We start from the raw sequence: 13,001 nt of genomic DNA, 5'->3' as shown, positions 1-13,001 counted from the left end.
TTTCTCTCATTTCAATTTAAGTTAAATTCTATCGATATTGTTCCATGTTTTTATCTTCTAAAAATACAAAGACTACGTATATTATACCTAGCGAATATTTTAACATAACAATGAATAAAAAGAACTAACAAAGCAACAAAAAAGGGAAGCTCATATGAGCTTCCCTTTATAAAAGTATTAACGACGTAGACCAAGTGATTGAATAAGTTCACGGTAACGTTGAACATCTTTATTTCTTAGATAAGAAAGAAGATTACGACGGTGACCAATTTTCTTTAGAAGACCAACATATGAATGGTGATCTTTCTTATTAACTTTCAAGTGATCGTTTAATGAGTTAATTTCAAATGTCAATACAGCAACTTGTACTTCTGGAGAACCAGTGTCCCCTTCTTTACGTGCGTATTGCTTAATGATTTCATTTTTTTGCGCTTTAGAAATAGCCATTTTATTTCCACCTTTATTTTTATATTTAGCCTAACTATGCAAAGCGTTGGTGAATCGCAAAACAGAGCAAGGTTATTACAAGTAATTAATTTACTATATTTTAAATCAATGTGCAAGTTAGAAATTAATACGAAATTCATTGCAATCATAGAAAAATTATGTATAATTTTAAATATTGAGTTTATTGATACAAACAGTACTCGGAGGTGAAAACAATGCCACAAATTAAATCAGCAATTAAACGTGTAAAGACAGCTCAAACAGCTAACGAACGTAACTCTGCTCAAAAGAGTGCAATGCGTTCAACAATCAAGAAATTTGAAAAAGCTGTTGCTTCAAACGCTGACAATACAGAAGATATGTTCAGATCTGCTGTTCGCGCAATTGATATGGCTAAATCTAAAGGACTTATCAAGGCTAACAAAGCTGCTAGAGACAAGTCAAGACTTGCAAAAATGAAATAATTAGTAAACAACCTTTTAGGTTGTTTTTTTTGTTTTAAAAAGAGGACTCCTATATTAGGGGTCCTCTTTTTATGCATTCTTTAAAATAAATAAGTCCAATAAAACTTCTTTATCATTCTGACCAGTCTTTATTTGAAAATCTGCATCAACTAATTCTGAATACATTTTATTAAGTCTCTCCATGGAGATTTCTCTATTTTGTTGTAATATCATTTTTAATCTATACGGATTTAACTTCAACTCTTTTTGAATTGTACCTTCCGTTAAACCACGTTCGCTCAATATTTTGACTTGTAATAAGCTTCTTATCTGACCAATTAATATCGCAATTAAAAATATCGGATCGATTTTTTGTAGTAGAAATTGCTGTAACAAATCATCAGCCCTTAAAACATCTTTCTTTAGAATTGCATTAGACAGATCAAAAACATTCTCTTCTAAATTATTAGGAACTAACAACTTCACAGATTCTTCTGTAATTTTCTTTGTATCTATTGCATACAATTTTAATTTATCTAATTGATTAATAGTATTGGAATAATTATTGTCAGTTTTGTTCAACAACAGTTGAAGTGCACCATTATCGATAGAATATCCATCATCATTAAGAGTTTCATTGATTTGCTTAAATAAATATTTGCTATCTAGTTTTGATGCATCAACTTCAACTGACAATTTCTTCAATTGTTTTACAATTTTTTTTCGAGAATCTAATTTTGGATAATCAGCGAAAATGACTAAAGATGTTGTCGGTGAAGGATTATCTATGTAACTAACCAATGAATCTGTATTTTGATCAATAGAGCCTTTTGGCTGCTGAGTAGAAACAAAATATGGATGTAATGCAAATATTAATCTTCTTTCACCAAAGAATGGTGCTGACATTGCTTCATTCAATAGATCTTCTATAGACTCATTCTCTAGGTCAAAACTAGAAAAGTTCATTTCTAGTTCTTGTGGATCAAATAGAGATTTAAATTTACTCTGTAATTCTTGAATAAATGCTTCTTCATCACCACTGACAAAATATACAGGAGCAATGTTATCTTTATTTAAATTTTTTATTAGTTCTGAATATTTCAAATAACTACTCCTGAATAAATGTTTTTATATAATCTTTACCCGTAAATGGATAATGATACCAGCTAATCATACCACATTCAGCAGTATTCAAAAAAGGGATATCCAAGCTATTGAACGTTTCTATTGTTTCTTTATTTGGATGTCCGTATCGATTATTCACACCTGAAGAAATTAAAGATAATTCTAGATTTATTTTCTTTATGAATTCGTAGTCACTTGCTGTTTTAGAGCCATGATGCCCTACTTTCAAATAATCTACTTTATTTATACTTAATTGTTTTTCATGTTCTTTATCCAAATCACCAGTGAATAACCATATTTTTTTATTCAGATTGGTCCTCAGTGTTAGTGAATCACCATTCTCTCCCTTAGAGGGTCTACCAGGCCATAAAACATCGATCATTAAATTAGAATCAGAAATCCGATCCCCTTTAAGTACTGATTCAAATTCAATATCTTTGTGATTATTCTTTATATTTTTAATTAATTTATTCTCATCCAACCCCTGACCATATATAACTTTAGAAACTTTGAATTTATTTAGTAAAATATTCAGATCACCAATATGATCAACATCTTTATGCGATAAAAATACAGCATCCACCTTTGATATCCCTTGTGATTTTAAAAATGGAATTGTAGAAGTCTCAACTCGTGATTTGTAATCGCCTACTTGCCATTTTTCGTTATTAAAATTAAGCTTCCCTCCCGTATCGATCATATATGTTTTTCTTTTAAATGGCGTAGTTATTACTATGCTGTCACCCTGACCAATATCAATCATATGAACTGATCCGAACATAGGCAATTTATTAAAAATAATTACTCCTGAAAAAATTAAAGAATACAGATAGAATTTTTTTAAAAAAATTATCTTAGACTCCACAATAAGTAAAGCTAATGATATTAAGATCAAAACCACAAAATATGGAATACTACCTGTAATAATAGTTAAAAATTTAAAGCTAGCAGCTTTGTCAAAAAGATAATATATATATCCAAATAATTTATCTATAGAATTCCATATTTTCCAATGTAATCCTGCTGTAAGTCCTGCAATGACAGTGATTGGTAAAATAAAATAAGTGAACATTGGTATGAATATAAAATTATAAACCAAGACTAATGTTTTTAATTCATATGTGTAACTAGTAATTACAGGTGATGATACAAGATTCAGCCTAAAGATGGTTTTAAATAAATTATCTCCTTCGTATATAAACAATATTGCAAATGATACTAAAAAACTTAGTTGCCCACCCATTGTTTGTAAAGAATAAGGACTAATGAATAAACATATTATTACAGTCAAGCTAAACTGGTAAAGTTTGTTTACCTGTATATTGAACTTTTTGAATAAAATTCCTACTATTGCCAAGCATATTGCTCGTTGAATTCCCGTTCCTAAACCTGCTAAAATTCCATAAAATGGGAGAACTAAGAGTAAAATAAAATCTAAGGTTTCAACTTCAATCAATATAACTGAACTAATCTTTTTGAGAAATTTTATCAAAATTAATACGTGCATTCCAGACAAACTGAATAAATGTATCACTCCAATGGTACTTAATAAGGTTTTCCACCCTTGAACATCTATATCACTGTAACCTATTAGGAGACTAGTTGAGTGAATTCTTAACCAATGCGGCAGAGAAGATAAATATTTTATTATATGTATTCGTAAAACTTTTATTTTAAAATAAATACTATTGCTTTCGTAATTAATTATTTTACTAATACTCTTTATTTTTACATTTTGATATATCTTTTTAGATTTAAAGTAGTTTTGATAATTGTATTCACCAATATTTCTATTTCTTTGTATTTTTTCAATTTGATAATCCTCAATTGATAATTTGACAGGATTATCGATATTTTTCCAATATTTCTGTTCTTTCTTACTGTGAACATAGTAACTGAATAAAAATTTACTGTTATCTGATTCAGCAATGCCTGATATTCTTGCTCCGTTTACTTTGATATCATCAGGATAAACAACAACACTTTCCAGATTGCTAATTTGATTTGATTGATCTTTATTAGATTGAACAAGTCTAGCTGTGAACAATGGTAATAGGACTAATGCTAATACTATTATTTTATAATTTTTTATTTTTATTAAATACAAAAGAAAAATTACTACTAATACCACTAACAAATAAACCCAGCTAGAATTGAATACATTTATAAAAATCACAATTAATAGAGCTAGATAAATAATGTGATTATTCATTAAACAGTAATTTGATCTTTCAAGGACTCTAAGGTTTTGTCACCTATTCCAGAGACATTTTTCAATTCTTCAACAGTCTTAAACATCCCTTTATCTTAACGATAAGATATTATCTTTTGAGCTTTCATAGGAACAATTCCTGAAATAGTTTGTAATTCTTCCAGTGTTGCACTTTTTATATTAACAATTTTAGAATTACCATTATCTGTTGATAATGATCCAGCGTTACCCGTCCCCTCCTCGCCAAACCTAGGTACATATATTTGCATCTGATCTGATACACTTTGAGCCTGATTGATTTGGCGGACGTCAGCATTTTCCAACATTCCACCAGCTAAATTCACTGCTTGTTGGATAATAGCCCCCTTCTTTAATCTATATACACCTGGATATTGAACAGCACCTTGAATATCAACATTAAAATACTCCTTTTTTACATTACTAGTACTTTTTGGTTTGACTACCTTGTTATGTGAAGTTCTGTTTACTGCAACAGAACTATTCTTATGCAAACCATTATCCTTAAATAAAAATGTACCTCCTAAGATAAGCGCTAATGTAACTATTGCAACAGTCTTAAAATTATCTTTGATTAATTCAACAACATTCTTCATTTATTCACCTCTTAAAAAATTACGAAAAAAAAATAACCTCATATGAGGTTATTTTGTCTTATTCAAATAGTTAATCGCGTCATCTAACGTTTTTACGGGAACTATTTTCATCTTAGTATTTAATTTTTTTGCTGCCTGTTTTGCTAAGTTATAGTTATTTACATAGTTAGGATCGTACTTCTTAATATCTTTTGTAACTGGATCATCTGGAGCAAAGAAGATTGTTGCACCTTGATGAGAAGCTGCATATACCTTTTTATCTATTCCTCCGATTGGACCAACGTTACCATCACTATCAATTGTTCCTGTTCCGGCAATTGTTCTGCCATCTTTCAAATCTACATTAGCAATTTGTGAATATACTTGTAATGTGAACATTAATCCAGCAGATGGTCCACCAATATCTCCAGCGTCTATTTTAGTAGGAGGTGTTGCAGTAACCTTTGTGTTATCCGTTAAAGTTATACCTACTCCATAACGTTTGGTACCCTCTAACTTCACTAAACCACCCTTAGCTGTTTTGGTCTTACCATCTCGAGTATATTTGATAGTAACTTTATCATTCTTATCTAGTTTTTTTACGTAATTAATGAACTTTTCAGAACTGTTAAAGTGATATCCATTTACTTCTGTTACTGTATCTCCAATTTTAAGTTTATTCTTAAAATCAGAATTTTCAGCAACTTCCATTATGTATACTCCCAAGTACTCACTCTTGTATGGTTTTCCTGCTTTGGAATATGCAGCCGCAACTGCAGCGTTTGTTGCTGATTGCATATAGTACTGTTGTATTTGATTGTACTCTGCGTTGGATTCATTACCCATCAGTTCCTCTTTAGGAGTAATAGTTTCAAAATCATCCCCCATTGCTTTGAGTAAAAAGAATGGTGTCGCAGGTCTTATAGCCACAGTAGTTAGAAGTAAGTTACCTTTCTTCTTATCTGCTTTTCCATCTACTTTTACAAAATTTGATGTTGGTTCAGCTGTACCGGGACCTTCCAAATAAAAATTTGGACGTCCAAATACAAAGGCAACCATCATTATAAAAATAAAGATTCCACCAATTGTCTTATTACGGGCTCGATTAAATTTCATTGGTTTTATCCCCCAATTTTATTTTTATTTGCTCCGCAACCTTAGTTGGAACAAGTTCACTTATATCTGCTCCAAACAATGCAACTTCTTTTATCATTGATGAAGATATGTTGGCATATTTTTGATCAGCTATTAAAAAGACTGTTTCAATATCTGGATCCAATATTTTATTCACTGATGATATACCAGATTCATAACCAAAATCATCTGAATTGCGCATTGAGCGTACAAGAAACTGAGCTTTATATTCATTAGCTAACTCTGTAGTAAGTTGACTCTTGCCGTCTACTACTTCTACGTTAGAAATGTTTTTAATCTCTTCTTGAATAAATGACTTCTTTTCTTCGTAAGAGAACATATATTTTTTGGATGTATTTGTCATAGTAGCAACAATTAATTTATCAAACATTTTTGCAGAACGTTTTATTATTTCTATGTGACCATTTGTCACTGGATCAAAACTACCAGCATAAATTGCTATTTTATCTGTCATCAGTTCCTAGCCTCCGTATTGATAAATTGCTACTTTTGTATCTTTATAATCCTTCATTTTGATTAAACTTAATTTTTCAATACCTTCAATGGTAACTTCATAGTCTGTTTCAACTACAAATATTCCACCTTCTTCGATCATTTCTTGTTCAATCATATCTTTAACAATTTGTTCAGTTATTTTCATTCTGTATGGTGGATCTAAAAATACTAGATCAAATTTTACACCATCACTGTGTAATTTATTCAATGCTTCAGTCGCTGAAGATTTAATGATTTGAAATTGGTCTCTAGAATTAGTTTTTTCAACATTTTCTTTTATAGTACTAATTGCCTTATATGCTTTATCTACTAAATAAGATTTCTCATAACCGCGTGAAACTGATTCTATACCAAGACTACCAGTACCTGCAAAAAGATCTAATGAGTTCCCATATTGTAAATATGGCCCTATCATACTGAATACTGCTTCTTTGACCTTGGCAGAAGTTGGTCTCGTATCATTACCTGGAACTGCCTTTAAGTTTAATCCACCAAATTTACCAGATACTATTTTCAATCTTAATCAACCTTTTCTTCTTTTTCTTCAGCATTAAAAGTAAAATGTGCATCTAATTCTTGACGATATGACATAGCAATCCGTCTAACAAATTTTTGCTTCTGTAGCTCATTTTTTACTTCTGCTGCTTTATCTTTATTTACATAAATTAGAACGTACTTCATCTTCGGAGAGTCATAATAAACTGTTCCATACTTTTGAAGTCTCTTTTTCCATTTCATTGAGTACAACCAAACATACATGGCTTGTCTCTCAGGTCTTTGATACATTTAATCACCTATTTTCGACTAAATTTTTCTGTTGCATCTAGATTAAGCACAATCCCGAGTGCCAAGGACAGAATCATCATACTTGATCCACCGTAACTTATAAATGGTAAAGTAACACCAGTTAGTGGTACTAGACCTAATAATCCACCTACGTTAAGTACAATCTGTGTTAAGAACATTGTAGCAATACCATAACAAATTAACGATACATAATTCTCTGAAGATGTGATTCCAATCTTAATAATACGAATTATGATTATTAGTAATAATGCTAGAACCAAGACAACACCTATAAGTCCTAATTCTTCACTAATTATAGACAAAATAAAATCAGTTTGAGGTTCGGGTAAATAGCCACGTTTTTGAATACTATTTCCTAATCCTGCTCCAAACAATCCACCATTACTAATTGCATAATAAGAATTAGACAACTGGGCTCCGGATGTTCTTTCCAGTTTAAATGGATGTTGCATTGCTAAAAATCGTTGATATTGGTATGTTTTACCAAATCCAAATGGTTTTACAGTTAAAAGGAATGTCAATGCAGACCCTAATACTGCTGCTATAAGAACAGTCAATGAACCTGTTATCCTACCTGGAATAGTAGAAGTTGCCAGTATTATTGCTGTAATAATGAAAAGAATCAAAGCACCACCGGTATCAGGTTCAATAAATACAAGGCCAATAATGGCAATTACTATAATAAAAGGTGTCTTCATCTCCTGGTATATTCCAGACCAACTAGAGTCCATCAAACGATCTTCTTTATTGGTTAAGACAAGTGCCAAATATAAAACTAGAGAAACCTTGGCTAATTCTAGAGGTTGGAAGTTCATAAATCCAAGATTAATCCAGGCTGCTGCACCATTGACCTTTGTTGAAGGTTTTATAATCCCAATTATCAAAACTAATAACAGTGCAAAAATCGTTCCAAATATGAGTACGCTGATAACTCTTTGACTCCAAAAAAACTTTGCTTTCATCATAAAAGTTAGTGTACATATTGTAAGTCCCATGACCGCATATATAAGCTGTTTTATGAAATAAAAGTCAGTTGTCCCACCGGCCATCATTATATTATAAAAACTTGCTGAATAAACCATTACTATTCCAATACCTAAAAGTAATAGATATGGAACAACTATCCACCAGTCTATTTGACTAAATTTTCTCAACTTACCACTCCTAGAATCTAATATTCAAATTATACCACCCTTGAAATTTAATCTCAGCATAAAAAAAGATCGATGTACTATTATACACCGATCTTTTTAAAATTATTTAGTATTTTTCTTTTGTTTATCGAATTTCTTACGTTCGTTTGTTCCAAGAATCTTCTTACGTAAACGTACGCTTTCTGGTGTTACTTCACACAATTCATCATCATTCAAGAACTCGATAGATTGTTCAAGTGACAAATCACGAGGTGTCTTGATTGCAGCAGAGTGATCTTTACCAGATGCACGGGTATTTGTAAGTTTCTTACCCTTTGTAACGTTAACGGCAATATCATCATCACGACTACTTTGTCCAACGATCATACCTTCGTATACATCAACACCGGCACCTAAGAATAGGACACCACGATCTTCAACAGATTGTAAACTATATGTTGTTGTAGGACCTTGGTTGATAGAAACTAAAGCACCGTTTCTTCTACCTGGTTCCCAATTTTTAACTACTGGTTTGTATGTATCAAAAGTATGGTTCATGATACCGTAACCACCAGTCATTGAAAGGAATTCAGTTGAATATCCAATCAAACCACGTGAAGGTGCTGAGAATGTAAGTCTTGTTTGACCATTTCCAGTACTTTCCATGTTTTGCATATCACCTTTTCTTTGTGACATTGAATCAATGATTGATCCAACATATTCATCAGGTGTATCGATGATAACTTCTTCAAAAGGTTCTGATTTTTGACCATCAACGTCTTTGAAAATAACTTCTGGTCTTGAAAGTTGTAATTCAAATCCTTCACGACGCATTTCTTCAACAAGGATAGAAAGGTGCAATTCACCACGTCCAGAAACAATCCATGAACCTGCTTTTTCACCATCTTCAACTTTTAGAGAAACATCTGTATGTAGTTGTCTTCTTAGACGTTCGTCAATTTTACTTGCAGTAACTTCTGAACCTTCTCTACCAGCAAATGGTGAATCATTTTGTAAGAACATCATTTGTAGTGTTGGTTCGTCAATATGTAGAATTGGCAATGCTTCTTGATTATCAGATGGAGTTACTGTTTCACCAACATAAATATCATCCATACCTGACAAGGCAATCAAATCACCTGCTCTTGCTTCATCGACCTCTTCTTTTTGAAGTCCAAAGAAACCATAAATCTTAGTTACACGGAAGTTTTTAGCTGATCCATCAAGTTTGATAACAGAAACACTATCACCAACTTTGATCTTTCCACGGAAAATACGTCCAATACCAATACGACCAAGAAAATCATTATAATCAAGCATAGCAACTTGGAATTGCAATGGTTCATCAGAGTTGTCAATTGGTGCAGGAATTGTATCAATAATAGTATCAAATACTGGTTTCATAGTATGTTCTTGATCTTCAGGATCATCGCTCATACTTGAAGTACCATTGATTGCTGATGCGTATACAACTGGGAATTCTAGTTGATCTTCATCAGCTCCTAGTTCGATGAATAGTTCCAAGACTTCATCAACAACTTCAGCTGGTCTAGCACCTGGTCTATCAATTTTATTGATAACAACGATAGGTGTTAAATGTTGTTCTAGAGCTTTCTTAAGAACAAAACGTGTTTGTGGCATTGTTCCTTCATAAGCATCAACAACTAATAGCACACCATCAACCATTCGCATAATACGTTCAACTTCTCCACCGAAGTCAGCATGTCCTGGTGTATCTAGAATATTAATTTTTGTATCTTTATATTGAACAGCAGTATTCTTTGAAAGAATTGTAATACCACGTTCCTTTTCAATATCATTTGAATCAAGAGCTCTATCTTGAATTTCAAAATGTGATTCTAGTGTATCTGATTGTTTTAGTAATTCGTTAACTAGTGTAGTTTTACCGTGGTCAACGTGGGCAATAATAGCGATATTTCTAATATCATCTCTAGTTTTTGTCAAAATTTTTCTTCCTTCCGTATCTGAACTAAAAATTGTTCAAAGCAATAAAAAAGCTGTGACATAATCACAGTTTTTTCGCACTCTTAACTGTATCTAGCACCTCATTTTTTGCATTTGAAGTACTAACTATTACGACTTGTGATTTTAGCATATTTAGAGGTGCTTCGTCAACACGGCAAACACTCATTCCAAGTGTTTCTATTAGTACTCGCCCTGCTGCAAGATCCCAAGGAGCCAGTCTTGACATATACACAATTTCTTTTCCCTCAAGGATATGTGAAAAAATAATCCCTGCACTTCCGTATATTCTTAATCCATTACTTTTTTTAACTATTTCAATTGCATTGTATGAATTAGACAAAACTAACCAAGATGCTAAATTAACCAAGCCATCAGATAAATGCTTATCCTCAGGGTTTTCTAACAATTCAGTGTTTTTTCTTACACCAATACCTTTTCCACCATGAAAAATATTGTTATTCATAACGTCAATAATGGCACCAACATAAGGTTCTCCATCCAAATAAACACCTATCATCGAAGCAAAATCTGACTTGCGTTTTACGTAATTCATAGTTCCGTCAATAGGATCTACTAGAAAAACTAAGCCATCCATATTTTTAGGAGCATCACCAAAACCCTCTTCACTGATGATTTGTGATTCTGGATAATGTTCTTTTATTTGACTAACAATATATTTTTCTGTGTTTTTGTCGTAGTTAGTCACTAAATCATTACGACCATTTTTAGTATCAACTTCTTTTTGGTTATTAATCGTTTCACGTAAATTTTTACCAACAACATCTAATGTTTGGACTAAAAAATCATCAATTTCTTTTTTATTCATTATTTCATCCTAAATTTACCCTTTCCATCGAAAGAACTAATCGCCTTAAAAGTTCGGTAGATTGAATAACATGATTGTAGTTCAAATTCACTATCAATATTCTTTTGATCCATCTTCATAGGAACAATTTTTTGAAACAGTCTGTATTTTTCTAAGAAATCATCCCTATTTATCCCGGATTCATTAGCTAATTCCACAGCATTATAAAATGAAATGATTTCTGCTATCTCACTATGGCTCCATTCAGGATCTAACGGGTAATTATAATTTTCTTGCATAGTTTTAACCTCTTTATTTGCTTCTCTTTACTATACAAAAAAAGCAATGCATTTGCATTGCTTTTTAATATTAAATATCTGTTGGGAATCCAGATAGAATATCTGAAGCTTCCATGATTGTTTCTCCAAGAGTTGGATGTGGATGAATTGTTAACTCAATATCTTCATAGTTTAATTGGCAATTAACTGCCACACTAAGTTCTGAAATCAAGTCACTTGCACCAGGTCCAACAATTTGTCCACCAAGAAGTGTTCCAGTTTCCTTATCAGCAACCAAACGAACAAATCCTTCAGCTGAATCTAGAGAAACTGCACGTGCATTAGCAGCAAATGGGAACTTAGCAACTGTTGTTTCGATACCTTTTTCTTTAGCTTCATCTTTTGTTAATCCGACAACAGCTAATTCTGGATCTGTAAAACAAACAGCAGGAACTCCAATATAATCATTGGCAGTATTTTCACCAGATATTGCTCCAGCAACTGTTTTAGCCTCAAATGAAGCTTTGTGTGCAAGAGCAGGACCTGCAGTAATATCACCAATAGCATAGATGTTAGGAACGGATGTACGACCTTGTGAATCAATTTCTACAAGACCATGATCTGACAATTTAACAGAAGTCATTTCTAATCCAAAATTATCTGTATTAGGACGACGTCCAACTGTAACCATACAATAATCTGCATCGATTGTTTCAGGTTTTCCGTCAACTTCATAAGTGACCATAACACCATCTGCTGATTCTTCACCTTTTTTAGCCATAGCATTTGTAACAATTGTTACACCTTTAGCTTTAAGGTTCTTTTCAACAATACTTACCATATCTTTTTCAAAGTTAGGAATAATACTTGGTGAACCTTCAAGGATAGTTACATGTGATCCTAGATTAGCATAAGCTCCAGCTAATTCTGTACCAACATAACCTCCACCAATAATAACAAATTCCTTTGGAATTGATGTTAAGTTTAAACCACCTGTTGAATCGATAATACGCTCGTTGAATTTAAATCCACGTATTTCAATTGGACGACTACCAGTTGCCAAAATTAAGTTTTTAAACTTAATAGTTTGACCTCCACCATTATCCATGAATTGACGAGGTCCACTAGGCATAACACGTAATTGTGTATCACTATCAAGGTATGCTTCACCTTGAATTACTTCAACTTTGTGTTTCTTAAAAAGCATGTTAACTCCATCAGTCATACGTTTAACAACTTTTTCATCTTTCCATGCTTGAGTTTTTGTAAAGTCGATTTTTGCATCTGCTGTAGTAATACCATAAACTGATGAATCTATAGATTCTTGTAAACGGTGTCCTGCTGTAATCAGTGCTTTAGAAGGTACACAACCAACGTTCAAACAAACTCCACCTAATGTGGGTTCTTTTTCAATAACAGTCACATCTTGACCCAATTCAGCTGCACGAATTGCTGCAACATATCCACCAGGTCCAGATCCAATGATAACTGTATCTTTTTCTACAATATTTTCAGCCATTTT

At 32.3% G+C, this 13,001-nt stretch carries 13 protein-coding genes and 1 pseudogene; 1 reads left to right on the top strand and 13 read right to left on the bottom strand.

Features of this window, described 5'->3' with window-relative positions; all coding sequences use genetic code 11:
* Positions 1–177: 177 nt before the first annotated feature.
* Positions 178–447: a 30S ribosomal protein S15 gene (gene rpsO, locus CS873_RS04510; protein WP_099974682.1), complete on the bottom strand. Its 270-nt coding sequence runs from the start codon at positions 445–447 to the stop codon at positions 178–180.
* A 215-nt stretch (positions 448–662) separates the two neighbouring features.
* Here rpsO and rpsT point away from each other — a divergent pair, with 215 nt between their 5' ends.
* A complete protein-coding gene (rpsT, locus tag CS873_RS04505) occupies positions 663–911 on the top strand; it encodes a 30S ribosomal protein S20 (RefSeq protein WP_099974681.1) in 249 nt (82 codons plus the stop codon).
* 69 nt (positions 912–980) lie between these two features.
* Here the strand turns inward: rpsT and holA are convergent, their stop codons facing one another.
* From holA to lpdA, 12 genes and pseudogenes are all read right to left on the bottom strand, one after another.
* On the bottom strand, positions 981–1,994 hold the full coding sequence (gene holA / locus CS873_RS04500) for a DNA polymerase III subunit delta (RefSeq protein WP_099974680.1): 1,014 nt from the start codon (positions 1,992–1,994) through the stop codon (positions 981–983).
* A gap of 4 nt (positions 1,995–1,998) precedes the next feature.
* Positions 1,999–4,146, bottom strand: coding sequence for a DNA internalization-related competence protein ComEC/Rec2 (locus CS873_RS04495; protein ID WP_169922450.1), 2,148 nt, complete (start codon positions 4,144–4,146; stop codon positions 1,999–2,001).
* 80 nt (positions 4,147–4,226) lie between these two features.
* Positions 4,227–4,841, bottom strand: a pseudogene (locus CS873_RS04485) (ComEA family DNA-binding protein).
* A 48-nt stretch (positions 4,842–4,889) separates the two neighbouring features.
* On the bottom strand, positions 4,890–5,936 hold the full coding sequence (locus CS873_RS04480; protein ID WP_099974676.1) for a SepM family pheromone-processing serine protease: 1,047 nt from the start codon (positions 5,934–5,936) through the stop codon (positions 4,890–4,892).
* The gene (gene coaD, locus CS873_RS04475; protein WP_099974675.1) at positions 5,926–6,429 is read right to left on the bottom strand and encodes a pantetheine-phosphate adenylyltransferase; all 504 of its coding nucleotides are present in this window, start codon (positions 6,427–6,429) and stop codon (positions 5,926–5,928) included. Before coaD ends, CS873_RS04480 begins: the two co-directional genes overlap by 11 nt.
* 6 nt (positions 6,430–6,435) lie before the next feature.
* The gene (gene rsmD / locus CS873_RS04470) at positions 6,436–6,987 is read right to left on the bottom strand and encodes a 16S rRNA (guanine(966)-N(2))-methyltransferase RsmD (protein ID WP_099974674.1); all 552 of its coding nucleotides are present in this window, start codon (positions 6,985–6,987) and stop codon (positions 6,436–6,438) included.
* Between the two features lie 2 nt (positions 6,988–6,989).
* Positions 6,990–7,256: a DUF2129 domain-containing protein gene (locus tag CS873_RS04465; RefSeq protein ID WP_099974673.1), complete on the bottom strand. Its 267-nt coding sequence runs from the start codon at positions 7,254–7,256 to the stop codon at positions 6,990–6,992.
* 8 nt (positions 7,257–7,264) lie between these two features.
* A complete protein-coding gene (locus CS873_RS04460; protein WP_099974672.1) occupies positions 7,265–8,431 on the bottom strand; it encodes an FtsW/RodA/SpoVE family cell cycle protein in 1,167 nt (388 codons plus the stop codon).
* Between the two features lie 102 nt (positions 8,432–8,533).
* The gene (gene typA, locus CS873_RS04455) at positions 8,534–10,375 is read right to left on the bottom strand and encodes a translational GTPase TypA (RefSeq protein ID WP_099974671.1); all 1,842 of its coding nucleotides are present in this window, start codon (positions 10,373–10,375) and stop codon (positions 8,534–8,536) included.
* A gap of 64 nt (positions 10,376–10,439) precedes the next feature.
* Complete coding sequence (locus CS873_RS04450) at positions 10,440–11,222, bottom strand: inositol monophosphatase family protein (RefSeq protein ID WP_099974670.1); 783 nt, start codon at positions 11,220–11,222, stop codon at positions 10,440–10,442.
* On the bottom strand, positions 11,222–11,500 hold the full coding sequence (locus tag CS873_RS04445) for a UPF0223 family protein (protein ID WP_099974669.1): 279 nt from the start codon (positions 11,498–11,500) through the stop codon (positions 11,222–11,224). Before CS873_RS04445 ends, CS873_RS04450 begins: the two co-directional genes overlap by 1 nt.
* 70 nt (positions 11,501–11,570) lie before the next feature.
* Entirely contained in the window at positions 11,571–12,998 is a 1,428-nt protein-coding gene (gene lpdA / locus CS873_RS04440; RefSeq protein ID WP_099974668.1) for a dihydrolipoyl dehydrogenase, read from the bottom strand.
* Between the last annotated feature and the right edge of the window lie 3 nt (positions 12,999–13,001).

It is taken from the genome of Companilactobacillus metriopterae (assembly GCF_002762335.1).
GTDB lineage: Bacteria > Bacillota > Bacilli > Lactobacillales > Lactobacillaceae > Companilactobacillus > Companilactobacillus metriopterae.
This window is presented reverse-complemented; position numbering and strand designations above follow the sequence as displayed.

Excerpts from the sequence above, each read along its gene's own strand:
- CS873_RS04480 (WP_099974676.1), bottom strand. The coding sequence starts at position 5,936 with ATGAAATTTAATCGAGCCCGTAATAAGACAATTGGTGGAATCTTTATT.
- CS873_RS04465 (WP_099974673.1), bottom strand. The coding sequence starts at position 7,256 with ATGTATCAAAGACCTGAGAGACAAGCCATGTATGTTTGGTTGTACTCA.
- coaD (WP_099974675.1), bottom strand. The coding sequence starts at position 6,429 with ATGACAGATAAAATAGCAATTTATGCTGGTAGTTTTGATCCAGTGACA.
- rpsO (WP_099974682.1), bottom strand. The coding sequence starts at position 447 with ATGGCTATTTCTAAAGCGCAAAAAAATGAAATCATTAAGCAATACGCA.
- CS873_RS04445 (WP_099974669.1), bottom strand. The coding sequence starts at position 11,500 with ATGCAAGAAAATTATAATTACCCGTTAGATCCTGAATGGAGCCATAGT.
- rpsT (WP_099974681.1), top strand. The coding sequence starts at position 663 with ATGCCACAAATTAAATCAGCAATTAAACGTGTAAAGACAGCTCAAACA.
- lpdA (WP_099974668.1), bottom strand. The coding sequence starts at position 12,998 with ATGGCTGAAAATATTGTAGAAAAAGATACAGTTATCATTGGATCTGGA.
- CS873_RS04450 (WP_099974670.1), bottom strand. The coding sequence starts at position 11,222 with ATGAATAAAAAAGAAATTGATGATTTTTTAGTCCAAACATTAGATGTT.